The organism is Novosphingobium album (ex Hu et al. 2023) (assembly GCF_022832385.1).
GTDB lineage: Bacteria > Pseudomonadota > Alphaproteobacteria > Sphingomonadales > Sphingomonadaceae > Novosphingobium > Novosphingobium album.
On sequence record NZ_JALHLE010000016.1, the window covers coordinates 39,129 to 63,190 of the forward strand.

Below are 24,062 nucleotides of genomic sequence, written 5' to 3' on the forward strand. Positions count from 1 at the left end.
GAAATGATAACTTCATATGCATTGGACGTCATGTTTCTACGCCTTATCCTGCGCCCGACCAAATGGGAGAGGATTTTCACATGGCTAAGCAGGCATTCCGGCGGTTGAAACTCGCCGCGACCGGACTCGCAATCGGCACTTGCGCCCCAGCGATGGCGCAGGCCGACCGCACTGTCCTGCCCATCCCGCGCGCGCCGTTCACCGGCAAGATCGCCGACAGTGTCCTGGATTCGACGCCCGCTCCTTCCGCCCCGGTCCGTGCACCGCAGGGGGCGCCCAATGTGCTGTTGTTCATGTCGGACGACGTCGGCTTTGCCATGTCGAGCGCATTTGGCGGCCCGGTGTCTACCCCCAATTTCGACCGGCTGGCCCAGACCGGCGAGCGCTTCAACCGCTTCAACACCACGGGCATCTGCTCACCCAGCCGCGCCGCGCTGCTGACCGGGCGCAACCACCACAATGCCGGGGTGGGCTGGCTGAGCGACTTGTCGTCTGGCTTCCCCGGCTATAACGGCCGTGTGCAGCCCGATACCGCGACGATCGCGCAGATCCTGCGGCTCAATGGCTACAACACCGCGATGTTCGGCAAGCATCACAACGTTCCTGCTCAGGACCGCAGCGAAGCCGGCCCGTTCGATGCGTGGCCGACCGGGCTTGGCTTCGAATACTTCTACGGCTTCCCCAATGGTGACAGCGACCAGTACTCGCCCGAACTCTATCGTGGCATCTCCCGTGTCGATCCGGACGAGGGCAAGGGCAAGATGCTCGACGAGCGCCTTGCCGACGACATGATCCGCTGGATCCACAACCAGAAGGCGGGTGCCCCGAACAAGCCGTTCCTGGCCTATCTCTCACCGGGTTCGGCACACGCCCCGCATCAGGTGCCACCCGAATGGATTGCCCGTTTCAAGGGCAAGTTCGACATGGGCTGGGACCAGATGCGCGTCGAGAGCTGGCGCCGTCAGCTGGCCATGGGGATCATCCCCAAGGGCACCAGGCTGACGCCCCGCCCGGCGGATATCCCGGCCTGGAATTCGCTGACGCCGCAGGAAAAGGCCTATCATGCGCGCACCATGGAAGTGGCCGCTGCCATGCTCGCGTTTCAGGACGCCCAGCTGGGCCGCGTGCTCGACGAACTGCAACGCATGGGCCAGCTCGACAACACGCTGATCGCCGTAGTCCTGGGCGACAACGGCGCGAGCGGGGAAGCAGGACCTCCGGGCACGATCAACGAATTGCGCGGCATGGACCGTATTCCCGAACGCAAGGAATGGATGCTCGCCAATATCGACAAGCTTGGCGGGCCGGAGACGTACGGCAACTATGCCGTCGGCTGGGCCTGGGCGATGAACACCCCGTTCCGATGGGTGAAGCAATATGCCGATATGCTGGGCGGTATCCGCAACGGCATGATCGTGAACTGGGCCGGCCACGTGGCCAAGCCGGGTTCGATCTGCGGCGAATTCTCGCACCTGATCGACATTACCCCTACCATTCTCGATGCGGCCGGCCTGCCCGCACCGAAGGAAGTGCTGGGCACCATGCAGAAGCCGATGGATGGCGAGAGCCTGCTGCCTGCCCTGCAGTCTTGCCCGGCGGAAAAGCCGCGCACCCAGTACTTCGAGATCACCGGTAAGATGGGGCTTTACCACGACGGCTGGTTCCTCAGCGGCGAAGATGGCCGCCCCTCGTGGGAAAACCTGGGGCCGGGCGGGCCGAACCCCACGGTCACCTGGACGCTCTACGACCTCAGCAAGGACTTCTCGCAGTCCACCGATGTCTCGGCCAAGTACCCGGACAAGCTGGAAGCGATGAAGGCGCTGTTCCACAGCGAAGGCGAGAAGAACGACGTCTTCCCGATCGACCACCGCTTCGGCATGGCGCGGGCGATGTCGCTGATGCAGCCAGATCCGCGCAAGCACTTCGATTTCTGGGGCAAGGACGTGTCGATCCCGGCCATCGGCAGCGGCCCGACGCTGATGGCACGGCCCTTCACGCTCAAGGCCGATCTCAAGCTCGACAGCGCGCAAGCCTCGGGCGCGGTTGTCTCGCTTGGCAGCAAGTTCGGCGGCTGGAGCCTCTATCTCGACAAGGGCCACCCCGCCTTCGTCTGGGCGCGCTCGACCGATCCGCAGGAAACCTTCAAGGCCGTCTCGGACAAGACCCTGCCGCAGGGGGTGTCGACACTGACCATGCAGTTCCAGACAAAGCAGCCCGGCGGACCGGCAAAGATCGTGCTGAGCGCGGGCGGCGAGGAATATGCGCAGCTCGACGTGCCGGTGAACTACTTCTCACCGTCCGGCAATGGCGAGTCGCTGGACATTGGCCGCGACTTGGGTGTGCCGGTTACCAAGTACGTCACACCGCACGGCATGATCGAAGGCGACGTGCCGCACGTGACGGTCGACTATCCCTGATACCTGGGGTCGCAGCTTCCACCGGGGAGAGCGGTACAGCCGGATCGAAAGGTCCGGCTGTACCGCCATGCGACAGTCCGTCAGCCCGCCTGAACCTGTTTGATCCAGTCTGCGAGATTGTAGTGGTTAGAAACCCGTCCGATCTTGCCGTCCGTGATCTCGAAGAAGGCGCCCACACGCAAGTGATAGGTCTGCCCCTTCGCGGCTGGCAGCCCCTCGTCGGATTCCAGATAGCGGCCGTCGAGCATGAATTCCGCTGACGCGTGCGAGCCGTCCCCGTTCGCCATGACCTGCGGATCGAGCACCTGCTCGGCGTAGCAGCGGTTCATGTGTGCGAGGAATTCAGCGAACAGCGCCTTGCCCTTGCGCGGCGCGCCCTGACTTGGCTCATGCACCACATCATCGGCCAGCAGCGCAAGCATACCCTCCGCATCGCCGCGGTTGAAGGCAGCATAGTAGGACCGGATCAGGTCCAGTGTTTCGGCAACGCTCATGTCGTGATCCCTCAGGCCTTCAACCGCTCCGCGTGCCAGGCGACGTGCCCGGCCATGAACGTCGAGATGAAGTAGTAGGAGTGGTCGTAGCCCTCCTGCATCCGGATCGTCGCGGGCTGGCCAGCATTTTCGCAGGCCTCCACCAGAAGCTGCGTCTTGAGCTGCTCTTCCAGGAAGCCGTCTGCGCTGCCCTGATCGACCAGCAGGTCCGGCACGCGCGCACCATCCGCGATCAGCGCGCAGGCATCGTATTCGCGCCAGGCCGCACGGTCCGCGCCGATATAGCCCGTCAGCGCCTTGTCGCCCCAGGGGCAGGCCAGCGGTGAGACGATCGGCGAAAACGCGCTCACCGAACGAAACCGCCCGGCATTGCGCAAGCCGATCGTCAGCGCGCCATGGCCGCCCATCGAGTGCCCGGTGATCCCTTGCCGCGCCATCTCGGCAGGAAACTGCGCGGCGATCAGCGCGGGCAGCTCCGTCTCGATGTAGGAGCGCATCCGGAAGTTCTTCGCCCACGGCGCCTCAGTCGCATCGACATAGAAGCCCGCGCCCTTGCCGAAGTCATAGCCTTCATCGTCGGGCACGTCCTCGCCGCGCGGACTGGTGTCCGGCGCGACGAAGATCAGGCCGTGCTCCGCGCAGGCCGCGCGGAACTCGCCCTTTTCGGTGACATTGGCATGAGTACAGGTGAGGCCCGAAAGGTACCACAGCACCGGCAGCTTCGCGCCTTCGGCATGGTCGGGCACGAAGACGGAGAAAGTCATCTCCGTCCCCGTCTCCGCCGAGACATGCTTGTGAACGCCCTGCGTCCCGCCGTGACTGCGGTTGAGCGACACCGTTTCCATGGTCATGCCATCCGGGGTCATGCGATCAGGCGGCAGCCATGTGCCACAGGCACAGCTTGTTGCCATCCGGATCGCGCAGGTAGGCGCCGTAGCTGCCGGGGAACGCATCGCGCGGTCCGGGCGCACCGTCGCAGGTGCCGCCATTGGCAAGACCCGCCGCATGGGCGGCATCGACCGCCGCGGGGCCCGAGGCTGCGAGGCCGATCGTGCCGCCGTTGGCAAACGTCGCCGGCTCGCCATTGGCAGGCGTGCCCACCGCGAAAACGCCATTCGGCGACATGTAGATGACGCGGGCGCCGGTCGGCAGCATCATGCCCTCGGCATGGCCTAGCGCGGTCATCACGCCATCGTAGAACTTCTGGGCCTGGGCCACGTCATTGGTGCCGACGAAAATGTGGGTAAACATGGTGCTGGAATTCCTCAGTAGACAACAACCGAGCGGATCGACTTGCCCGCGTGCATCAGATCGAACGCGGTGTTGATTTCTTCAAGCCCCATCACGTGCGTGATCATCGGGTCGATCTGGATCTTGCCGGTCATGTACATGTCCACGATCTTGGGTACATCCGTGCGGCCCTTGGCGCCGCCGAACGCCGTGCCGCGCCAGTTGCGGCCCGTCACCAGCTGGAACGGACGGGTGGAAATCTCCTTGCCCGCCTCGGCCACGCCGATGATGATCGAGGTGCCCCAACCGCGGTGGCACGCTTCCAGCGCGGTGCGCATCACTTCGGTATTGCCGGTGGCATCGAAGGTATAATCGGCGCCGCCATCGGTCATCAGCACGATCTTGGCCACCACGTCCTCGCGGCTCATGCCCTTCGAGTTGAGGAAGTCGGTCATGCCGAACTTGCGGCCCCATTCCTCGCGGTCACCGTTGATGTCGACGCCGATGATCTTGTTGGCACCGGCAAGGCGCGCGCCCTGGATCACGTTGAGGCCGATGCCGCCGAGGCCGAAGACGACCACATTATCGCCCACCTGCACCTTGGCGGTGTTCACCACCGCGCCCACGCCGGTGGTGACGCCGCAGCCGATGTAGCACGAGGTCTGGAACGGCGCGTCCTCGCGGATCTTGGCGACGGCGATCTCGGGCAGCACGGTGAAGTTCGAGAAGGTCGAGCAGCCCATGTAGTGGAAGATCGTCTGCCCCTTGTAGCTGAAACGGCTGGTGCCGTCGGGCATCAGCCCCTGCCCCTGCGTCGCGCGGATCGCGGTGCACAGGTTGGTCTTGCCCGACAGGCACGACTTACACTGGCGGCATTCGGGGGTGTAGAGCGGGATCACGTGATCGTCCGGCTTCACCGAGGTCACGCCCGGCCCCACCTCGCGCACGATGCCCGCGCCTTCGTGGCCCAGGATCGAGGGGAAGATGCCCTCCGAATCGAACCCGTCCAGCGTATAGGCATCGGTGTGGCAGATGCCCGTCGCCATGATTTCGACCAGAACCTCGCCCTCCTTGGGACCTTCCAGATCGACTTCGACGATTTCGAGCGGCTTCTTGGCTTCGAAAGCTACGGCGGCGCGGGTCTTCATGGGGAAACTCCTGTTTATCGCGGCCTGTCTATCGCGCCGTGACTGTTGTGATAAAGCCGGAAAATCGCAACTCATTATGTCAGCTGAGGGATAATCTATGAGCTCCTGGGACGGGATCGACGAATTCGTCGCGATCGCCACGGCAGGCACCTTTCGCGGCGGCGCCTCCGCGCTGGCCGTTTCCACCACCCACATGAGCCGCGCGATCGTGCGGCTGGAAGCGCGGCTGCAGACGCAGCTGTTCCACCGCACCACCCGTTCGGTGCGGCTGACCGACACCGGCCGGGTATTCCTCGAACATTGCCAGCGCATGCTGATGGAACGCGAAGAGGCCTTTGCGCTCGTCAACGAGACCGGCGAGCCGCAAGGCGAACTGCGCCTCACTTGCTCCACCGCGATGGGCGAGCGTTTCATCGCCCCGATCCTGCGCCGCTTCGCCCGCACCTATCCCCGGTTGCAAGTCAATATCGACCTCACGAACCGCGTCGTCGATCTGGTGGCCGAAGGTTACGACCTTGCGGTGCGCACCGGCCACTTGCCCGACTCCCGCCTGATCGGCACCCGCATCGCCAGCCGCTCGCTGGTGACCTGCGCCAGTCCCGACTATCTCGCCCGGCGCGGAAGCCCGCGCACCGTGGATGATCTCGGCTCGCAAGACCTGCTTGTGGGCAATGCCGGCACCTGGCACTTCCGGGTGGACGGCAAAGCCCGGTCTTACCGCCCGCACAGCCGCTGGCGCTGCAACAGCGGCAGCGCGGTGCTGGAAGCCGCGCTTGACGGCATGGGGGTTTGCCAGCTTCCCGGCTTCTACGTGCGGCAGACACTGGCGGAGGGTACGCTGGTGCCGCTGCTCACCGATCTCCAGCCCGCCGACGAACCGATCTGGGCCGTCTATCCGCAGCGGCGGCACCTGCAGCCAAAGATCTCGGAATTGGTGAGCGTGCTGCGCAAGGAACTGCCGGCGATGCTGGGGATGGGTGGGAAGGTTTGAAGCTCAGCCCCCTAGAACGTCTCCCGGTCCAGCTCCCGCAAATCGAGTTCCGCGCACAGCGCCGCCCGTGCCGCTACCACATCCCGCCACAAGGCCGGGCTGTGCAGCTCCTCCACCGCAATCTCCTCCGGCCAGTACTGGCGCACCATTGCCTCGATCCGCTCCAGCTTTTCAGGCGTGGCGATAAAGCGCGGGTCGACGGTCGCGGGATCGGCCACCACGCGCAGGCGCAGGCAGGCGGGGCCGCCGCCGTTGGCCATGGACTCGCGCAGGTCATGGACGAAGAGGTGGCGGATCGGGCCATTGCCTGCGACGTGCGCCTGCAGCCATGTCCACACCGGGGCGTTCTCCTGCGCCTCGCCGGGGAGCACCAGCGCGGTTTCACCCGAAGGCAGCGTCACCAGTTGCGCGTTGAACAGGTAGGACGTGATCGCGTCCTCCAGGCTCACCGCGCTGGCGGGCACTTCGACGATCTCCACTTCGGGCAGCTTGGCGCGCAGCTCGGCATAGAGCCCCTCGCGATCGGCGAAGGCCAGTTCGTGGGCGAACAGCACCCGCTCGTTGGCGACGGCGACCACGTCGTTGTGAAAGGCCCCGGCGGCAATCGCCTCGGCCGATTGCTGCGCAAAGATCGTGCGCGCCGGGTCGAGCCCGTGGACGCGGGCGACGGCTTCGCTCGCCTCGCGGTGCTGGCGCGCGGGGAAGGGGCCGCCGCTCTCGCCATAGACGAAGACCTCGATCCCCGGCGCATCGTGGCTGGCGCACAACCGCATGTGGTTGGCTGCGCCCTCGTCGCCGAACGGGGGCGGCACCGGGGCGTGGACCACGAAATGCGCGGCGTCGGCAAAGGCCAGTTGCAGCTGTACAAGCGTCTCGCGCCATTCGTGGCTGCGGTGCGGCATCGTCACCAGATTGGCAACGGTAAGGTGGCAGCGCCCGTCGATGCAATCGGCGGCGGGCGAGACCGTCGCGGCATTGGCCGCCCACATTGACGAGGCCGACAGCGCATTGGCGCGAAGGTTGGTGCTGGCCCCCGCCACCGAGGTGCCGAGCTGGCGCAGCCACCCCTCGTCGGGCCGGCGTTGAGGCAGGAAGAACCCCTGCGGCAGCCCCCGCTCCAGATTGGCGCGCATCTTCGCCAGCCCCTGCACCGCCGCATCGCGCGGGCGCGAGACTTTTCCGAAATTGCGCGTGGACGCGAGATTGCCGAGGCTCAGCCCCGCGTAGTTGTGGCTGGGGCCGACGATGCCGTCGAAGTTTATTTCGGTGATCATGAACGGTGCCTCAGGCCGGAGCGTAAGTGATGGTATCGCCGACGCCAATGTCCAGCAGCCCGGCCGCCTGTTCGTCAAGCGTCACGCCGTCGCCGCTCTCGCGCACGCAGCCCAGGCAGGCGCGGAAATCGGCGAGGCGGCCGCACGAGATGAGGTGAGTGGGGCCTTCGTCCGCGCAAGGAACCAGCGCCGTCACCGTGGCGTCCTTCGCCTCGCGGACCGTCTTGATGCGGTCGGTTTCGGCCATCATCGAGGGGCCGCCGTCGAAGATGTCGATGTAGTTCTGGAAGCGGAAGCCCTCGTTCTCCAGCATCCGCATCGCCGGTCGGCCGGAGAAGTGCGGCTGGCCCATCACTTGCCGCGCGCCTTCGGAAAGAAGGGCGGTGTAGATCGGGTGCTTGGGCATGAGGTCGGCGATGAACTGGTTGCCGTGCCTGGCGTTGAACTCGTCGGCATCGCGAAAGCTCATGTCGAAGAAGCGGCCGGCAAGGCCATCCCAGAACGGCGAGTTGCCCGCATCGTCGATCGCGCCGCGCAGTTCGGCCAGCGTGCGATCGGCGAAGCGGCCGCGGTGGGCGCGGATGAACAGGTAGCGGCTGCGCGCCAGCAGCTTGCCGGTGCCCGCCGAGCGCTCGGTGGGATCGAGGTAGAGCCCGCCCACTTCGCTCGATCCGTCGAGATCGGTGCACAGCGTCAGCATCTCGGCGCGGAAGGTGCGGTCGAGCTCCTTGGAATGCTGCGTGATGCGGCCGATGCGGTAGGAATAGAACGGCAGCTCGGTGCCCACCTGCGACATGATCTGGCAGGTGCCGCGCACCTTGCCGGTCTCGGTGTCCTCGAGGATGAAGACGTAGAGGTCGTTGTTCAGCGTGTCATCGGGCCGGGCGAAGGCCATGGCAGCGCGGTGCAGCTTGGCCTGCAGCGTCGGCTTGTCGGGCGGCAGGTTGGTGAAGCCGCCGCCGGTGCCCTTGGCCATGCGGTAGAGCGCTTCGAGGTCCTTTTCGCGGGCGGTCCTGAGGAGAAACGTCATAGCGCGGTACCTTGCCTGTCGAGACGGTGCATGACCAGTGCCGTCAGCCGGGCGCGGGCATCGAGCGAGCTGGCGAGCAGGAATTCGTCGGGCGAGTGGATCGCCCCGCCGAGCGCGCCCATGGTGTCGAGCACGGGCACGCCGCAGGCCGCGATGTTGTTGCCGTCGCACACCCCGCCGGTGTCCTTCCAGCGCATCGCCTGGCCGAGATCGGCGGCAGCCTGCGAGACGAGGCCATAGAGCGCCTCGGTCTCCGCGCTGATGGGCTTGGGCGGGCGCGAGACGCCGCCGGTGAGGTGGATCGAGACGTCATGCGCGGCGGCGACGGCGGCGATGGCGTCGTCGATCAGGGCGCGCGCGACTTCGGCCAGTTCCGGCGTGCGCGGGCGCAGGTTGAAGTGGAGGATCGCGAGGTCCGGCACGGTGTTGTTGGGCGCGCCGCCCTCGATCCGGGCGGGGTTGACCGACAGTCCTTCGCGCCGCCCCGCTGCCAGTTTTAGCGCGAGGTCTCCCGCTGCGACTATGGCGTTGCGTCCGTCTTCGGGATTGCGGCCGGCGTGGGCGGACTTGCCGTGGATCACGGCGGCATAGTTGCCCGATCCGGGCCGGGCGCGGGCCATGGAGCCGTCGGGCAGGGCGGGCTCATAGGTGAGCGCCGCGATCTTGCCGCGCGCCAGCTCAGCGATCAGCGGGGCCGAGGAGAGCGAACCGGTCTCCTCGTCGCTGTTGATGAGCACATCGTAGCCGAGCGAGGGACCGGACTGCTCATAGGCGGCGAGGCCTGCGAGCATCAGGGAAAGGCCGCCCTTCATGTCGGCGGTGCCGGGGCCGTGGAGGGTGTCCTCGTCGAGCCAGTCGCAGGTCTGGAACGGATGCTCCTTCGCATAAACCGTGTCCATGTGGCCGGTGAGGATCACCCGGCGGTTCGCCTGCGGGCGCACAGAAAGAACCAGATGGCGGCCATGGACGACAGGGCGCATGTGACCTTCGCGATCGACTTTCTCGACCGGAACCGGGTCGATCAGCCGTACCTTGCCGGGCAGCGCGGTGAAGGCATCGGCGAGTTTCTCTGCCATCGCAGCCAGCCCGTCGAGATTGGCAGTGCCGCTGTTGATCGCGGCCCATTCCAGCGTGCGTTCGAGGATCGGCGCGCGCTCAACCGGGGCGAGCAGGTCCCGTTCTTCGGAAGTAAGGCGACTCATGTGCGCAGCTTTCCGGCCAAGGCGCCGGTGTTGCCTGCCGCGCTCGCCGCCTCGAAGCTCGCGACCGGATAGGCGCAGTAGTCGGCAGCGTAGTAGGCGCTTGGGCGGTGGTTGCCGCTGTCGCCGAGGCCGCCGAAGGGCATCGAGCCTGCCGCGCCGGTGGTTGGCCGGTTGCGGTTGACCACGCCTGCACGGCATTCATGGATGAAGCGCTGCCACAGCGCGTCATCGCCGCTGATCAGCCCTGCGGAAAGGCCGAAGCGGGTGTGGTTGGCAGCGGCCAGCGCCGCATCGAAATCGGCGACGCGGCGGACCTGCAGCACGGGGGCGAAGATCTCCTCGTCGGGCACGCCGACGCCGGTCACATCGAGCAGGGCGGGCGTGACGAAAGCGCCGCTGCGGCCTTCGATGCCCTCGAAGGGGCGGATGACTTTCGCGCCATGTCCGATAAGTCCGGCCACGCGGTCCTTGGCGGCGGCAGCGGCGGCATCGGAGATCAGCGGGCCGAAATAGGGCTCGGGCGTCTCGTCCCAGGCGCCGATGATGAGCTTTCCGGCCAGATCATCGACGGCGGCCACCAATGCCTTGCCGAAATCATTGTCCGGCACGATCAGCCGCCGCGAACAGGAGCAGCGCTGGCCAGTGGTGACGAAGGCGGACTGGACGACAATCGAGGCCGCCTCGTTCACATCGCCGTCCCACGCCACCAGCGGGTTGTTGCCGCCCAGTTCGAGCGCGAGAATTACGTCGGGACGGTCGGCGAAAATGCGGCGGAAATGCGCGCCCGCACCCGCCGATCCGGTGAACAGCAAGCCATCGATCGGGCCGGAGACGAGCGCCTCGCCAGCCTCGCGCGCGCCCTGCAGGATCTGGAACACGCCATCGGGCAGGCCTGCCTCGGCCCAGCATTCGGCCATGGCCGCGCCGGTAGCGGGCGTCATTTCACTTGGCTTGAACACCACCGTGTTGCCCGCGAGCAGAGCCGGGACGATGTGGCCGTTGGGCAAGTGACCGGGGAAGTTGAACGGGCCAAGCACCACCATCACCCCGTGCGGGCGGTGGCGCAGCACGGCCTGTCCGAAAGGCATGTCGGTTTGTTTCTCGCCCGCGCGTTCGGCCTGCGCGGTGATCGAGATGCCGACCTTGCCGATCATCGATCCCACTTCGGCCAAACCTTCCCAGCGCGGCTTGCCGGTCTCGCGGCTGATCGTTTCAGCGAGCGCGTCCTTGCGGGCTTCGAGCGCGGCCCTGAAGCGTTGCACGGCCTCGACACGGGCCTCCACCGGCAGCGCGGCCCAGCCGGGGAACGCGGCGCGCGCGCGGTGCAGCGCGGCGCTGACGGCGTCCTGACCGGCCGTTTCGCCTTCCCAGACGAGATCGCCGGTCGCGGGGTCGAAGGATTGCAGCATGGTCAAGGTATCCTCGCGTCGAAGCAGGCGGGACCGGGCCGGTTCGTGTGCCTGCGGCCGCACAGCCACGCCATTTTCATTATTCAATTATTGCGTGAGAGTGGAACATAAGAAGTGATTGCGGGGAAGTCCATGCGCTGTCCGCAGATGGGCGGGATAACCTTTTGCCCGGCCCGCGACGCCCCCGCGATTGGATCGCGCGTGCTCTGGACAGGTCAGCGTGTTCGCGCTTCGATGTGCCGGAAAACAGCCTCTTCGGGAGCAGGAACAGAACATGGCGATCAGCACGGGTTTCATCGGGATCGGCAGTCAGGGCGGGCCAATGGCGCACCGAATGCTGCTGCAGTTTCCGCTCACGGTCTGGGCGCGCCGCCCGGAAATGACGGCCGAATTCGCCGAGAAGGGCGCGTCAGTCGCGCCCAGTGTCGAGGAACTGGGCGCGGCCTGCGATCACGTGGGCCTGTGCGTGGTCAACGATGCCGACGTGCTGGAGATCTGCGGGCGGCTGGTTCCCGCGATGAAGCCGGGCAGCCTGCTGGCGCTGCATTCCACGATCCTGCCCGAAACCGCCGCTAGTGTGGAGGTGCTCTGCACGCAGCATGGCGTCCTGATGGTCGATGCCCCGGTCAGCGGCGGCGCACCGGGGGCGCAGGCAGGCACGATGACGGTGATGTGCGGCGGTTCGCAGGAGGCCTTCGATCAGGCCAAACCCGTGTTCGAAAGCTTCGGCAAGCTGATCGTGCTGCTGGGTGAGGCGGGCGCCGGTCAGAAGGCCAAGATCGTCAACAACACGCTGATGGCCGCCAACATGGGCCTCGCGCAGGCGGCGCTGCAGGCGGGCGAGATGCTGGGCGTCGACCGCAAGGCGCTCGCCGAGCTGGTCAACGCCAGCTCGGGCAAGAGCTTCGGCTTCGAAGTCTATGCCCGCATACCCGAGCCGCGCGCGTTCGAACACGGCGCGAAGATGCTGCTCAAGGACACCAACCTGCTCGCCGCGATCCTGCCGGACAGCGCGGACGCGGCGGTGCTGGAGAGCACGGCGAAGTCGTTTCTTTTGCTGGCGGCGGAGTAAGGGATTTTCCCTTTTCCGCCGTCGAAAGGCAGCCGCCGGTGGGACACTCCGACTGGATGGAGACGGGTGAACGCACCGGCGGCGGCTCAACTTCGGAGCCGCGGCTATTTCACGCGGCTTGCGACCCGAGTGGAGACTTTGAACGGCAGTATGGTGTGTCAACTTATTGCTAAGCGCAACGCTAAATACGGTACCGTAACAAAATTACGGAAATTGCCCCGCGTGTGGCTGTAGCCCGTCCGCCACCCCGGGATGCCAGCCGCTCTGCGCCAGAATGGCATCAGGGTCTTCCAGTTTAAGCAGTACGCGAAGGGCCGCCCGCTTGTTTTTGGCCTTCTGGTAGTAGGCCTTTGCTATGCGGTATCCGACCCAATAGCCCAGATCGCCCGGATGATCGGGTTCGCCCGGGCCGTTGTAGAGCCAGGCGGAAAGATCGGTATTCCCCTTGTCCCGAAGGAATTTCTGCTCGATCTCCTGCTCGCGGCCCTTTGTCCACACCGCGAGATGCGTGTTGCTCACACTGCCGGATGTCAGCCACGCCATAAGTTCTGCCACGCCTTCGATCAGCGATTGCCGAAGTACGGTCGTCGGAATTGTGTCGTCGTCGAGCTCGGGCGGCTGCTGGATGTGTCCGTATTCATGCGCAATCAGGTGCAACAGGCGGTCAGAGAGATCGCTCTCCATCCAGTCGGAACGGCAGGCCACTTCCAACCCGATCAGGACACCCGACTTGCCGGTCGTCCCCCCGATGTTGTCGCGGCCGATTAGAATGGTCACCGGCGGGAATGTCGCGTCGGGATCAAGCTTGGCCAGCTTGTGAAAGACGCGTTCAAGTCTGGCTGCCACTGAGGGTAGGACGTCCAGGCAGTGGCGTGCATGGTCATAGACCTGCCGGTCCTGGGCTATGGTCCTGGCCAGTGCTTCGCCCGAGATGATCCGGTGTGGCACGAACTGGCGCACACCATCGGTGCCGCCGTCGATATAATCCCGTTGAAGGACTTCCGCGGAAGGTTCGCCCTTGGCGGCGTCGTAGATTGCGTAGAACCTTTCGACGTCGCTGGTATGAACTTCTGCCGTCCGGTGCGTGCTTGCCAATGCTTTCCCTCCGGGGGTGGAAAGCATAGCAAGCACCGCTACTGCACCAAGACAATCCAGCCTACCCGTGCGCCCCGAACTCATTCGCCAGCGCCGTGGTGATCCGCAGCGACAGGCCATAGCAGCGCGCAATCGGGTCGATGTAGTCCTTGTGGATCTGGGCATAGCCCGCCGCGCTCGAGTCCGGATAGTCGCTTGGCTCGTCGATGGCGAAGTCGCTGATCGAGGGGAAGTGGACCGGGAAGGCGCGGCGCAGCTGGGCGAGGCCGTCGTCGACGCGCAGGCTGAAGAACATCTCCAGCACGTCGTCGCGGCTGATGTCGTTGGCGCGGCTGAAGGGCGGGACCATCACCGCGCGCAGGAACATGTGCTTGAACAGCGCGATGCGCAGCGCCTGCAGCGCGCCGAGGCTGCGGCGCGTGTGTTCGCGGTCCTTCGGCGGGGTCTCGTCGGGGATCAGGTCGAGCAGCTTGTGCAGCTTCATCGCGTCGACCCGCAGCCGCGAGGCGAGGCGGCGGAACACGCCGGTGCGGTCGTCCTTGGTGAGGTATTCGGCCAGCTTCAGGCAGGCGTCCGAAATGTGCTGCTCGTGACCGCGATAGGGGCGGCTGGCCCAGTAGGCCGAGTTGAACAGCTCGCCATAGGCCGCCACCGTCTTGATCGAGGCGAGCGCATTGGCCGCGCGCACCAGCCGCACGAGCTGGCGCCCGCGCGCGCTTTCGGTCAGCATCTCGGCGATTTCCTCGCGGTTGCCGTCGGACGCGGTGCCCATGCCGGCAATCACGTTCACCGGATAGCCGAGCTGCTGGAGGATCGCGTTGTGCGGGATCGCGCGGATCTGGCGCAGGCTCATGGTGCGGTCGGCGGCAAGGTCCGACTGGCGGCGCGACTTGCGGCTGCCGGTATCGTTGAGCAGGCCAAGGCCGAAGGCGGTGATCGCCCGGCTGTAGGTGGCGCTTTCGAGGTGCTCGTGCTGCACCCGGCGGATCGCGCGGTAGAAGTCGAGGCTGAGGTCGGTGCGGCGGTAGAACACGTCGGTCGGCGCGCTGGTGTCCGCGCCCCACAGCGGCTTTTCGGCCATGCGGGTAAGCGTGGCGAGCGCCAGTTCGTCCGAGCCGAACCAGATGTAACCGTCGCCGCCCTGGAACGAGACTTCGGGCTCCAGCCGGATCCCGGCGCGCAGGAAGCGGCGCCGTGCCCAGGGCGGCATCTGCCACTCGAAGCGGTCGCCGATGCTGGAGGGATGGCAGCCGCGGCCCATGGATTCGCCGCCGGTGTTGAAGATCAGCGCGGCGACGTCGGTTAACCCGTTGACGGCCATGGCCTCGGCCAGCCGGCCGTGCAGACGCTCGATGGCAAGCGCGGCCGGGATCTGGCCGACGAAGCGGCCCGCGTCGGAAAATCCGGTCTGGATCGACACGCGCCCGCGCTTCTTGGCGTATTCGCGATAGGCCGGTTCGGAGAGCACCGCGTCGAGGAAGCGGCCGCCGTGTTCGAGGGCGCTCTCGGTCTCGAACAGGGGCGAGACGTCGACCTTGTCCTCGATCCCGAACATCTTGGCGAAATAGAGCGCGGCGAGAATCGTGGTCGGTTGCTCGCACTCGGCAACCAGCATGCGGATCGGCGCGTCGGCGTCGATGTGGCCGAGGATCTGCGCCATGGCGAGGAACTGGCGCACGGCGGTGCTGTTCTCGATGGCGAGCGCGGCGAAGTTGGACTTGAGCGGTTTCACTTCGGCCAGCAGTTCGCGCATCTTCACCAGCGCGGCCTGGCTGGCGAGGCTGAGCTTGCCGTCGGGATCGATGCGGCGGCGGATCGCGTTCTGGAGCTGCGACGAATTCACGCGGAAGTGAATCCAGCCCATGCCGAGGCCATCGGCGCGCATGGCGGCGGCAGTGACGAGCAGCTTGCAGGCCACTTCCTGTCCGGCGTGGCGCGCCTCTTCTTCGAGTTCGGCGATGATGCCGGAGAGGCTGGTGAGCTTGTCCGGATGTTCCGCCGTCAGCGTATTGGCGGCTTCGGACAAGGCTTCCGGGGCCGTGAGGTCCTTGCTGAAATTGGCCACCATCTGCGCGGTATGCTCTGCCGCGCGGGCCAGCTTGCCGGCAATTTCGGGTTCGAGGTCTGCAAGGCTTTCGGCATAGCTGGACAGGCGCTGCGCCTTTTCCTGCAGGCGGTAGCGGATCGAGGTGGACCAGCCGATGTCGGTGCGGCCGTCCATGTCGTAGCCGACCCAGCTGGCGAATCGCACCGGCATCGGCTGCAGGTTCCTCCAGCGCTTGGGCCAGCGGGTGGCGGCAATGTCGAACAGGCGGGCGCAGATGCGGTCGCGCGCCTTCTGGCCGTTGGCGATGGCGGCCATGGCCTTGTCGTGCTCGTAGTCGAGCGTGATCGTGTCACGCCCCGTGGGGGCCACGCAGACGGAGGCCTCGCTATGGTCGCCGGTGGAGGCAGACTGCGCGACGGCTTCGGTCTGGGCGCTCGACAGAAGGAACGTCGGGTGCGCGGTGAAGACGACATGTGCGGCGGGGCGCTGCCAGCGCACGGCGAACTGGGTGAAGTCCTCCTCGTCCGCAGCCGCATCGAGCCGGGCGTCGTTTTCGGCGAGCGGGATGGTTTCGAGCACGCGGTCAAGCCTTGCGGCGCGGGTGCGCAGGCTGTCGCACTCCATCTCGGCGACGAGCGCCTCGATCTGGTCCAGGCTCATCTCGCCGTTTTCCAGCTCGCGCGAGAGCTCGATGCCGAGCTGGAAGACCGGATTGTAGAGCGGCGTCTGCGCAGTCAGCTTGTGCAGTTCCTGCAGACGGGCGTTGAGGTCCGCGACGGTGGTGAGCGCCGGGCCGGTCATCGTGCGAGCCCCGCCGCAGCGCGGGCCGCCGCCTCGATTTTGGCCACATCGGGCGGACCCTTGGGCACCATCCAGCTGCCGCCGACGCAAAGCACGGCCTCGAGCGCGAGCCAGTCCGGGGCATTGTCCATGGTCACGCCGCCGGTCGGGCAGAACTTGGCGGCCGCGAGCGGGGCCGAGATCGCCTTGAGCGCGGGCGGGCCGCCTGCTGCCATCGCCGGAAAGAACTTGAGCCGGTCGAACCCGAGTTCGAGTGCGTACATCACGTCGCTGGCATTGGCGGTGCCGGGCAGGAAAGGAATGCCGGACCTGGCAGCCGCTTCGCCCAGCTTCGGCGTGAGGCCGGGGGAGACGATGAACTCGGCGCCCGCGTCGATCGACTTGGCCAGATCGTCCGGAGTGAGCACGGTGCCCGCGCCAACCACGGCGCCGGGAACCTGCTTCATCATCTTGATCGCCTCGATCGCGCATTCGGTACGCAGCGTCACTTCGAGCGCGGGCAGGCCGCCTGCGACCAGTGCCTCGGCAATCGGCAGGGCGTGTTCAATCTCCTCGATTACCAGTACCGGGATGACCGGGGCTAGAAGCATGACCTTTTCGACGGCGGCGGATGAGGTGATCATTTCGGCAAGTGCTCCCTTGCGAAGGCTGCAGCGGCGCCGAACAGGCCGGGCTGCGGATGAGTGATGAGCTTGACGGGAAGAGTGGCCATCATGCCGGCGAAGCGGCCCTTGGCGCAGAATCTATCGGAAAAGCCGGACTTGAGGATGGTTTCGCGGATGCGGTAGCCAAGCCCTCCTGCGATCACGACGCCGCTGGCGCCGTGCGCGAGGGCATAGTCACCCGCTGCCGCCCCGAGTGACAGGCAGAAGCGGTCGACGGCGGCCGCTGCCAGAGGGTCTTCGCCCGACGTGCCGGCAGTCCAGATCTCGACGTCGCTCTTCTCGACGATGGCCTTGTGTTCCATCGCCGCGAGCGTTGCGTAGATATCGACGATCGCCGGGCCGGAGACGACGCGTTCGACCGAGACGCGGGTGTGGCGCTTGCGCAGCCGGGCGAGGATGGCGTCATCGATCAGGTCGAGCGGGGCGAAATCGATGTGGCCGCCTTCGGTCGCCTGTACGTGGTAGCTGCCTTTCCCGTCACGCCACAGATGGGCCACGCCAAGGCCAGTGCCGGGGCCAAGAACGCTGATCGTGCCGGAGGAGGGCAGCGGTGTGCCGGGCGGGCCAGCCAGATCGACGAACTCGCTTTCGGGCGCGCGGGCCACGGCGTGGGCGACGGCAGCGAAGTCGTTGACGATAGTGTGGCGGGTGGCGCCCAGCTTCTCCGCGATCAGCGCCGGGCGGATGATCCAGGGGTTGTTTGTGAACTTGATGATCTCGCCGCCGACCGGCCCGGCGACGGACATGGCGACGGCCGGGGGCAGGGTGCCTCCGTTCATGTGCTGAAATGCCTGCCAGGCGAGCTGGAAGCTGCCGTGGTCCCTGGTGTGCAGCGTCGCCGGTTCGCCCAGCGTGATCGTGCCGTCCGGCGCCACGCTGGCGAGGGCAAAGCGTGCGTGAGTGCCGCCGATGTCGACGGCCACGAGGTCAGTCATGTCACTCTCCGGTTGCCGGATCTGTCCGGTCTTTTCGATGGTAGCCGTGCCGCTCACAGCCCCGCCACCTCCAGCATCGCCGAACCGCCCTGTTCCGCGCCGCCCGCGCTCAGGCGGAACATCGCGAAAAGTTCGCGGCCCATGCCGATTTCGGCGGCGGGCGCCGGGGCCGGTTCGCGCGATGACAGGTCGGCCGTGGTCGAAAGCGAGCCATCCTCGGCGGAGAGGCGCACCACGTCGCCGTCGCGCAGATAGGCGAGCGGGCCGGGCTTGCCGTCCTTCGCTAGCGCTTCGGGGGTAACGTGGATCGCCGCCGGGACCTTGCCCGAGGCGCCCGACATGCGCCCGTCGGTGACGAGCGCGACCTTGAACCCGCGATCCTGCAGCACGCCGAGTGGCGGGGTCAGCTTGTGCAGTTCGGGCATGCCGTTGGCGCGCGGGCCCTGGAAGCGGACGACGACCACAACGTCCTTGTCGAGCTCGCCCGCCTTGAAGGCTTGGCTGACCGCTTCCTGCGTGTCGAACACGCGGCAAGGCGCCTCGATCGTCCAGCGTTCCTTGTCGACCGCGCTGGTCTTGAAGGTGCCGCGCCCGATATTGCCCGAGACGAGCCGCATGCCGCCATCGGGCTGGAACGGATCGGAGACCGGGCGCAGCATCGTGTCGTCGCCGGTTTCGGCAGGTGCCGGGGTCCAGGCAAGCACATCGTCCATCATCATGGGCTCGCATGCATAGTCGCTCATGCCGCCTGCGGCGACGGTCAGGATGTCCGCGTGGGCAAGGCCGGAGCCGAGCAGTTCCTTCACCACCCAGGCCATGCCGCCCGCCGCGTGGAAGTGGTTCACGTCGCCCGAGCCATTGGGATAGACGCGGGTGATCAACGGGATCGCGGCGGAGAGTTCGTCGAAGTCTTCCCAGTCGATGATCACACCGGCAGCGCGGGCCATGGCGGGCAGGTGGATCGCGTGGTTGGTCGAGCCGCCGGTGGCGAGCAGCCCGATAATGGCATTGACGATGGCCTTCTCGTCCACGACCTCGGCCATCGGGCGGTAGTCATTGCCCTTCTTGGTCATCCCCGCGAGCCGGTGTACGGCGGCGCGGGTGAGCGCCTGCCGCAAGGGCGTGCTGGGCGGAACGAAGGCGGCGCCCGGCACGTGCAGGCCCATCATCTCCATCATCATCTGGTTGGAGTTGGCCGTGCCGTAGAAAGTGCAGGTGCCCGGCGCGTGGTAGCTGGCGCTCTCGCTGGCGAGCAGTTCCTCACGCCCCACCTTGCCTTCGGCGTAGAGCTGGCGGGTCTTCTGCTTTTCCTTGTTGGAAATGCCGCTCGGCATCGGGCCGGAGGGGATGAATACCGCGGGCAGGTGCCCGAAGCGCAGCGCGCCCATGACGAGCCCGGGCACGATCTTGTCGCAGATGCCCAGCAGCGCCATGCCGTCGAACATCGCATGGCTGAGCGCGACGGCGGTGGACAGGGCAATGGTGTCGCGGCTGAACAGTGAGAGTTCCATGCCGTCGAAGCCCTGCGTCACGCCGTCGCACATGGCGGGCACGCCGCCCGCGACTTGCGCCGTTGCCCCGACTTCGCGGGCGAAGAGCTTCATCTGCTCGGGGTAGCGGCCATAGGGCTGATGGGCGCTCAGCATGTCGTTGTAGGCAGTGACCACGCCGAGATTGATCGCGCCGCCGGTGGCGATGGCGGGCTTGTCCTCGCCCGAGGCGGCAAAGCCGTGGGCGAGGTTGGAGCACGAGAGGAAACTGCGGTCCGAATGACGGTCGCGCTCGCGCGCGACCATGTCGAGATAGCGCGAACGGCTGGGCTTCGAACGCTCGATGATGCGATCGGTCACGCGCGCGACGACGGGGTTGAGAGGGCTCATGGGCTTCTCCTGATCTTTATTGGCCGGTCCGCATGGGCTGCGGAGACGCCGCTGGCGGGCGCCTTGTCTCCGGGTTCAATCCAAACTCTTCGTGCCGGACAAACTTGTCCTGACGGGACGGGGCCTATTCGTGCCAGGTCACGCCATCGCGCTCTGCAAGCGCGATGGCGGCCGACGGGCCCCAGCTTCCGGCTGTATAAGTCTTGGGTTCGAGCTGCTGTTCCTCCCAGCCGGCACGGATCGCATCGATCCATTCCCACTGGGCCTCCACTTCGTCACGGCGCACGAACAGGGTCTGGTCGCCCTCGATCAGGTCGAGCAGCAGGCGTTCGTAGGCGATGCGCCGCTGCGGCCCGGCGAAGGCGTCCGCCATCGAGATTTCGAGCGGGATCGAGCGCAGGGCAATGCCGTCGCGGTCGAGCCCGGGAACCTTGGCCATCAGCGAGAGCGTGATGTTCTCGCTGGGCTGGATGCCGATGACCAGCCGGTTGGGCGCCATCTTCGCACTGCGGCCCGGAAAGATCGAGTGCGGGACGGAGCGGAACTGGACGATGATCTCGGTCGTGCGGCGCGGCAGGCGCTTGCCTGTGCGCAGGTAGAACGGCACGCCCTGCCAGCGCCAGTTGTCGATATGCGCCTTGATCGCGACGAAGGTCTCGGTGTCCGAATCCTTACCGAGCTCGTCGTCATAGCCCGGTACCGCCTGACCGCCGATGGCGCCGGCGCGATACTGGCCGGTGACGGTTTCGCCAGTCTTCACCGGACGCAGCGAGCGCAGGACTTTCACCTTCTCGTCGCGCACGTTGGTCGCGTCATAGGAAACGGGAGGTTCCATGGCGACAAGCGCGAGCAGCTGGAGCATGTGGTTCTGCACCATGTCGCGCAGCGCGCCGGAATCGTCATAGTAGGCGACGCGCGATTCGAGCCCGACGGTTTCGGACACGGTGATCTGCACGTGATCGATGTGCGCGGCGTTCCACAGCGGCTCGAACATCAGGTTGGCAAAGCGTAGCGCCAGCAGGTTCTGGACGGTTTCCTTGCCGAGGTAATGGTCGATCCGGTAGATTCGATCTTCCGGGAAGGCACCGGAAACGGCGTCGTTGATCACCTTGCTGGAGGCCAGATTGATGCCGAGCGGTTTTTCGAGGCCGATGCGGACCCGGTCACCGGCAAGGCCGCTGCTGGCCAGGCCGCGAATGGTGGGCTCGAACAGGCTCGGCGCAGTCGAAAGGAAGATCGAGAGACCCTCCTTGGGCGTCCCGACCTTGCTGGCGAGGGCATCGAAACCTGACGGGTTGTTCGCGTCCAGCGACTGGTAGCTCAACCGGTTGAGGAACGTGGCCATGCCGCCGCGGCGGTTGGCCGGAAGGAATTGCTCGAGCGATTCGCGCGCGAAGTTGCGGAAGCCCTGATCGTCGAGGTCGGAGCGTGCCGTGCCGATGATCTCGATCTGGGGGTCCAGCAATCCCTCGGCGTCGAGAGCGCAAAGCGAAGGCAGGAGCATCCTGCGGGAGAGATCGCCCGTGGCGCCGAAGAGGAGCAAGCGATCGGAAGTGAATTTCGTCACGAAAACCTTTCCATCGGGAAAGCCGCGCTCCTCCTCGCGGCCTTGTGAATGCGCGATCCTTCCGGGTTATGACAGGCCCTTCCGGTTCTCGCGGATGCAGCATAACCGCAGTGTGGACAGTTGACCAGCGGGCAAGAGCACTTGCGGACCTGTCATCTTGCTGGAAGGCCCGGGTTTCCGCCCCGGACGCGATTTATGAATTCGATTGCGTAATTGTCATTGCCACCAGACTGTCTCTTTCAAATAGTAGGGGCGCTCTTTCGCACGCGGCAACCGCGTGGCGAGAGGATGTATGGAAAGGGGTAACTGCCGCATGACCGTCGAGGGTGTTCACCTCCTCGAGCAACTGCAGACGCCGGCGCTCGTCGTGGCGCGCGGGCAGGTGCGGTTTGCCAACAGCGCGGCTCTGGGGTTGCTGGGCGCGCATATCGTGGGGCAGGACGTGCGCATTGCCATCCGCGATCCCAAGGCCGTGGCGGCGATCCTCAGCGATAGCGGCGGCACAGCGCAAGTGACCGGGCTGTCGACTGGAGGCTCGGTCTGGGAAGTGGACTGCCGCGTGCTCAGCCCAACCGAGCGGCTGGTCAGCCTCTATGATCTTTCCGAAAGGGTCAGCGTCGCCAAGTCGCATGCGGACTTCGTGGCCAATGCCAGCCATGAACTGCGCACGCCGTTGGCCAATGTGCTGGGCTATGTCGAAACGCTGATGAACCCCAAGGCGGGCGGGGACGAGGGAGTGCGCAACCGCTTCCTCGGCACGATCCGCCATGAAGCGCAGCGGATGCAGGCGCTGATCGCCGATCTCATGTCGCTTTCGCGGATCGAGGCGGTGAAGCACGAGGTGCCGTCAGATCGAATCGATCTGGTCGCGCTGGCGCACGAAGTCGCCGGGGAGTTCCGCAACGGCGGGCAGGTTACGGTTACCGCCAACTGCGCTGATGCCGTGATCGCGGGTGACCGGGGGCAGCTTTCGCAAGTGCTGCGCAACCTGATCGACAATTCGCGCAAATACGGCAAGCCAGACGGGACCGTGACGGTCTCGGTCGAAGCGGCGAAAACCGGCTGGGTACTGGTCTCGGTCCGCGACGAGGGGGACGGCATCCCCCCCGAACACCTTCCGCGCATTACCGAGCGGTTCTACCGCGCCGACACCAGTCGCAGCCGCGCGGCCGGGGGCACCGGGTTGGGGTTGTCGATCGTCAAGCACATCGTCGAGCGTCATCGCGGACGTTTCGACATTGAAAGCCGGTCCGGTCAGGGTACCGTTGCCTCGATGATGCTGCCCCTGCGCACCGAAGGCTGAACGGCCTTCGGTGCGGGGCTGACCTAGAAATCGAGTTCGAAGCGGGTGCCGAGGACATGCGCGTCGTAATCGGTCCGGCCGGAGGGCAGCGCTTTGGCGCCGTCATATTGCAGCAGCGCGTAATTGAGATTGAAGCGCAGGTACTGGATCGGCGACCAGATCAGGGCCGCGATATAGCCATTCAGCTTGCCGCCGGAGATATCCTTGTCGTCGAGATCGAGGTAGTCGTACCGCAGGTTGATCTGGATCGAGCCGATGCCGCCGTCGCCCATCGGGCGGGCCGGGGCCTTGCCTGAAAAGATGCCCGCCTTGTACCCGCGCGAATCCCCTTTGGTGAGGAAGTAACCCAGTTCGGCATAGCCGCCGCGGAACGTGACGGCAGGCAGCCCGGTGCGGCCGGCACGCAGCGCATGGACCTCGGCCGCGCCATGCCAGCGCCCGGCGATACCCGCCAGTTCGAGGCCGTAATGCACTTCCTGATCCACCTGCATTGAGGGCGTTCCGATCAGGCGCGTATTGGTGGAATGCGCATAGGGGCGCTGGCGGTACCGCGTCGTCCCGTCGGCGAGGCGGCCCATCCGGCGCCAGTGGGCCGATGCGCCGAAATGCAACTGGATGTCATCCACCTTCGGCGCGTAGACGAGGCGCCCGTCGATTCCGTAGCTGTTGTTCTCGTCGCCGCCGGAGGTTCCATCGCTGTCATTGGCAAGTGCGCCGATGTCGTCCGTGAAGATGCCCAGCTGGGCGAGCATGGCGCCGCGCTGATATTGCGCTGAAAGCCCAAGCCGGCGCTCGAAGCCGAAGGCATCGGTGAATGCGGCACGCTCCATCACGCTGCCGGTGGTGTCGCCGGTCAGTTCGTCGAGCGACTGGAAGGAGTTGTGGTTGCCTAGCGTGACCAGCCACCCGGCCCTGTCATAGGTCACGAAAGTGTCGACGAGATCGACGGTATTGTCGGAAAGTTCCAGTTCCAGCTTGTAGCCGAAGCCTGCTCCAAGGCTGCCTTCGCCGCCCAGACGGATGCGGCGCATCTCGTTCGAGAAGCCGAGGCCTTCGTCGGCGAGGGCCTTCGGGGCGGAAACGTAGTTGGCATCGGCCTGGATGCGGCCCTTCACCTTGAAAGCCTTGTCACCTTCGGTGAAGCGGGGAGAACCTTTCCAGCCGATCTTTGTTTCCGGCTGCGGTGCAGCAGCAGCAGCAGCAGCTGGCGGGGCGGGAGCCGGCTGAGATGCGGCGGCTGCAACAGGAGGTGGCGTTCCAGTGTTGTCAGGCGCCAGGCCGAGGGTGCGCTCGAGACGTGCCAGCCGCGCACGAAGCTCTCGTATCTCGGCGCGCATGGCCTCTGCTTCCGCATCCGGCACGCTTTGCGCAAGTGCCGGGACCGGTTGCAGCAGCGCTGCGGCAACGGCTGTTCCGGAAAGGGTTCGGTACATGAAAATGACTCCGCAATCTGGCGTTGAGCTCAAGAGCGGCGCGGCGAATATGTCGGTTGAATGACGGAA

19 protein-coding genes are annotated in these 24,062 nt (G+C 66.0%); 4 read left to right on the forward strand and 15 right to left on the reverse strand.

Annotated features, from left to right (window positions below; translation table 11 throughout):
• The first annotated feature begins 80 nt into the window (after positions 1–80).
• Positions 81–2,417: an arylsulfatase gene (locus MTR64_RS11370; RefSeq protein ID WP_243993856.1), complete on the forward strand. Its 2,337-nt coding sequence runs from the start codon at positions 81–83 to the stop codon at positions 2,415–2,417.
• 80 nt (positions 2,418–2,497) lie between these two features.
• Here the strand turns inward: MTR64_RS11370 and MTR64_RS11375 are convergent, their stop codons facing one another.
• From MTR64_RS11375 to MTR64_RS11390, 4 genes are read right to left on the reverse strand one after another with little or no spacing between them, the layout of a single operon-like run.
• The gene (locus MTR64_RS11375; protein ID WP_243993858.1) at positions 2,498–2,911 is read right to left on the reverse strand and encodes a ketosteroid isomerase-related protein; all 414 of its coding nucleotides are present in this window, start codon (positions 2,909–2,911) and stop codon (positions 2,498–2,500) included.
• Between the two features lie 11 nt (positions 2,912–2,922).
• The gene (gene fghA / locus MTR64_RS11380) at positions 2,923–3,762 is read right to left on the reverse strand and encodes an S-formylglutathione hydrolase (RefSeq protein ID WP_243993885.1); all 840 of its coding nucleotides are present in this window, start codon (positions 3,760–3,762) and stop codon (positions 2,923–2,925) included.
• Between the two features lie 19 nt (positions 3,763–3,781).
• Positions 3,782–4,162, reverse strand: a complete 381-nt coding sequence (locus MTR64_RS11385; RefSeq protein WP_243993887.1) for a VOC family protein — start codon at positions 4,160–4,162, stop codon at positions 3,782–3,784.
• Positions 4,163–4,176: 14 nt separating this feature from the next.
• Entirely contained in the window at positions 4,177–5,289 is a 1,113-nt protein-coding gene (locus MTR64_RS11390; protein ID WP_243993889.1) for an S-(hydroxymethyl)glutathione dehydrogenase/class III alcohol dehydrogenase, read from the reverse strand.
• Between the two features lie 97 nt (positions 5,290–5,386).
• Between MTR64_RS11390 and MTR64_RS11395 the strand changes: the two genes are divergently transcribed.
• Complete coding sequence (locus tag MTR64_RS11395) at positions 5,387–6,280, forward strand: LysR substrate-binding domain-containing protein (RefSeq protein WP_243993891.1); 894 nt, start codon at positions 5,387–5,389, stop codon at positions 6,278–6,280.
• Between the two features lie 11 nt (positions 6,281–6,291).
• On the opposite strand, the gene MTR64_RS11400 is transcribed toward MTR64_RS11395, so the two are convergent.
• The 4 genes from MTR64_RS11400 to astD are packed head-to-tail and all read right to left on the reverse strand — an operon-like array spanning position 6,292 to position 11,195.
• On the reverse strand, positions 6,292–7,554 hold the full coding sequence (locus MTR64_RS11400; RefSeq protein WP_243993893.1) for an N-succinylarginine dihydrolase: 1,263 nt from the start codon (positions 7,552–7,554) through the stop codon (positions 6,292–6,294).
• 10 nt (positions 7,555–7,564) lie between these two features.
• Positions 7,565–8,584, reverse strand: coding sequence for an arginine N-succinyltransferase (locus MTR64_RS11405; RefSeq protein ID WP_243993895.1), 1,020 nt, complete (start codon positions 8,582–8,584; stop codon positions 7,565–7,567).
• On the reverse strand, positions 8,581–9,786 hold the full coding sequence (locus MTR64_RS11410; protein ID WP_243993896.1) for a hydrolase: 1,206 nt from the start codon (positions 9,784–9,786) through the stop codon (positions 8,581–8,583). The genes MTR64_RS11405 and MTR64_RS11410 overlap by 4 nt, the downstream gene beginning before the upstream one ends.
• Entirely contained in the window at positions 9,783–11,195 is a 1,413-nt protein-coding gene (astD, locus tag MTR64_RS11415; RefSeq protein WP_243993897.1) for a succinylglutamate-semialdehyde dehydrogenase, read from the reverse strand. The genes MTR64_RS11410 and astD overlap by 4 nt, the downstream gene beginning before the upstream one ends.
• 274 nt (positions 11,196–11,469) lie before the next feature.
• On the opposite strand from astD, the gene MTR64_RS11420 reads away from it, so the two are divergent.
• Positions 11,470–12,267, forward strand: a complete 798-nt coding sequence (locus MTR64_RS11420; RefSeq protein WP_243993899.1) for an NAD(P)-dependent oxidoreductase — start codon at positions 11,470–11,472, stop codon at positions 12,265–12,267.
• A gap of 204 nt (positions 12,268–12,471) precedes the next feature.
• Here MTR64_RS11420 and MTR64_RS11425 read toward each other — a convergent pair whose 3' ends face one another.
• The 6 genes from MTR64_RS11425 to zwf form a co-directional block, all read right to left on the reverse strand.
• Positions 12,472–13,362: a DUF2268 domain-containing putative Zn-dependent protease gene (locus tag MTR64_RS11425; protein ID WP_243993900.1), complete on the reverse strand. Its 891-nt coding sequence runs from the start codon at positions 13,360–13,362 to the stop codon at positions 12,472–12,474.
• A 61-nt stretch (positions 13,363–13,423) separates the two neighbouring features.
• Positions 13,424–16,210: a phosphoenolpyruvate carboxylase gene (locus MTR64_RS11430; protein WP_243993901.1), complete on the reverse strand. Its 2,787-nt coding sequence runs from the start codon at positions 16,208–16,210 to the stop codon at positions 13,424–13,426.
• Positions 16,207–16,833, reverse strand: coding sequence for a bifunctional 4-hydroxy-2-oxoglutarate aldolase/2-dehydro-3-deoxy-phosphogluconate aldolase (gene eda / locus MTR64_RS11435; protein WP_243993902.1), 627 nt, complete (start codon positions 16,831–16,833; stop codon positions 16,207–16,209). Before eda ends, MTR64_RS11430 begins: the two co-directional genes overlap by 4 nt.
• Positions 16,830–17,810 (reverse strand): glucokinase, encoded by a 981-nt coding sequence (locus tag MTR64_RS11440; RefSeq protein WP_243993903.1) that lies wholly within the window; start codon positions 17,808–17,810, stop codon positions 16,830–16,832. The genes eda and MTR64_RS11440 overlap by 4 nt, the downstream gene beginning before the upstream one ends.
• A gap of 53 nt (positions 17,811–17,863) precedes the next feature.
• Positions 17,864–19,690: a phosphogluconate dehydratase gene (gene edd / locus MTR64_RS11445; protein ID WP_243993904.1), complete on the reverse strand. Its 1,827-nt coding sequence runs from the start codon at positions 19,688–19,690 to the stop codon at positions 17,864–17,866.
• Positions 19,691–19,814: 124 nt separating this feature from the next.
• Complete coding sequence (zwf, locus tag MTR64_RS11450; protein ID WP_243993906.1) at positions 19,815–21,257, reverse strand: glucose-6-phosphate dehydrogenase; 1,443 nt, start codon at positions 21,255–21,257, stop codon at positions 19,815–19,817.
• Positions 21,258–21,570: 313 nt separating this feature from the next.
• Between zwf and MTR64_RS11455 the strand changes: the two genes are divergently transcribed.
• Positions 21,571–22,560, forward strand: a complete 990-nt coding sequence (locus tag MTR64_RS11455) for a sensor histidine kinase (RefSeq protein ID WP_243993908.1) — start codon at positions 21,571–21,573, stop codon at positions 22,558–22,560.
• Between the two features lie 23 nt (positions 22,561–22,583).
• Here MTR64_RS11455 and MTR64_RS11460 read toward each other — a convergent pair whose 3' ends face one another.
• Positions 22,584–23,993 (reverse strand): OprO/OprP family phosphate-selective porin, encoded by a 1,410-nt coding sequence (locus MTR64_RS11460; protein WP_243993910.1) that lies wholly within the window; start codon positions 23,991–23,993, stop codon positions 22,584–22,586.
• Between the last annotated feature and the right edge of the window lie 69 nt (positions 23,994–24,062).

Excerpts from the sequence above, each read along its gene's own strand:
- MTR64_RS11420 (WP_243993899.1), top strand. The coding sequence starts at position 11,470 with ATGGCGATCAGCACGGGTTTCATCGGGATCGGCAGTCAGGGCGGGCCA.
- eda (WP_243993902.1), bottom strand. The coding sequence starts at position 16,833 with ATGATCACCTCATCCGCCGCCGTCGAAAAGGTCATGCTTCTAGCCCCG.
- MTR64_RS11410 (WP_243993896.1), bottom strand. The coding sequence starts at position 9,786 with ATGAGTCGCCTTACTTCCGAAGAACGGGACCTGCTCGCCCCGGTTGAG.
- MTR64_RS11430 (WP_243993901.1), bottom strand. The coding sequence starts at position 16,210 with ATGACCGGCCCGGCGCTCACCACCGTCGCGGACCTCAACGCCCGTCTG.
- MTR64_RS11390 (WP_243993889.1), bottom strand. The coding sequence starts at position 5,289 with ATGAAGACCCGCGCCGCCGTAGCTTTCGAAGCCAAGAAGCCGCTCGAA.
- MTR64_RS11460 (WP_243993910.1), bottom strand. The coding sequence starts at position 23,993 with ATGTACCGAACCCTTTCCGGAACAGCCGTTGCCGCAGCGCTGCTGCAA.
- edd (WP_243993904.1), bottom strand. The coding sequence starts at position 19,690 with ATGAGCCCTCTCAACCCCGTCGTCGCGCGCGTGACCGATCGCATCATC.
- MTR64_RS11395 (WP_243993891.1), top strand. The coding sequence starts at position 5,387 with ATGAGCTCCTGGGACGGGATCGACGAATTCGTCGCGATCGCCACGGCA.
- fghA (WP_243993885.1), bottom strand. The coding sequence starts at position 3,762 with ATGACCATGGAAACGGTGTCGCTCAACCGCAGTCACGGCGGGACGCAG.
- MTR64_RS11375 (WP_243993858.1), bottom strand. The coding sequence starts at position 2,911 with ATGAGCGTTGCCGAAACACTGGACCTGATCCGGTCCTACTATGCTGCC.
- MTR64_RS11440 (WP_243993903.1), bottom strand. The coding sequence starts at position 17,810 with ATGACTGACCTCGTGGCCGTCGACATCGGCGGCACTCACGCACGCTTT.
- MTR64_RS11370 (WP_243993856.1), top strand. The coding sequence starts at position 81 with ATGGCTAAGCAGGCATTCCGGCGGTTGAAACTCGCCGCGACCGGACTC.
- MTR64_RS11385 (WP_243993887.1), bottom strand. The coding sequence starts at position 4,162 with ATGTTTACCCACATTTTCGTCGGCACCAATGACGTGGCCCAGGCCCAG.
- astD (WP_243993897.1), bottom strand. The coding sequence starts at position 11,195 with ATGCTGCAATCCTTCGACCCCGCGACCGGCGATCTCGTCTGGGAAGGC.
- MTR64_RS11400 (WP_243993893.1), bottom strand. The coding sequence starts at position 7,554 with ATGATCACCGAAATAAACTTCGACGGCATCGTCGGCCCCAGCCACAAC.
- MTR64_RS11455 (WP_243993908.1), top strand. The coding sequence starts at position 21,571 with ATGACCGTCGAGGGTGTTCACCTCCTCGAGCAACTGCAGACGCCGGCG.
- MTR64_RS11405 (WP_243993895.1), bottom strand. The coding sequence starts at position 8,584 with ATGACGTTTCTCCTCAGGACCGCCCGCGAAAAGGACCTCGAAGCGCTC.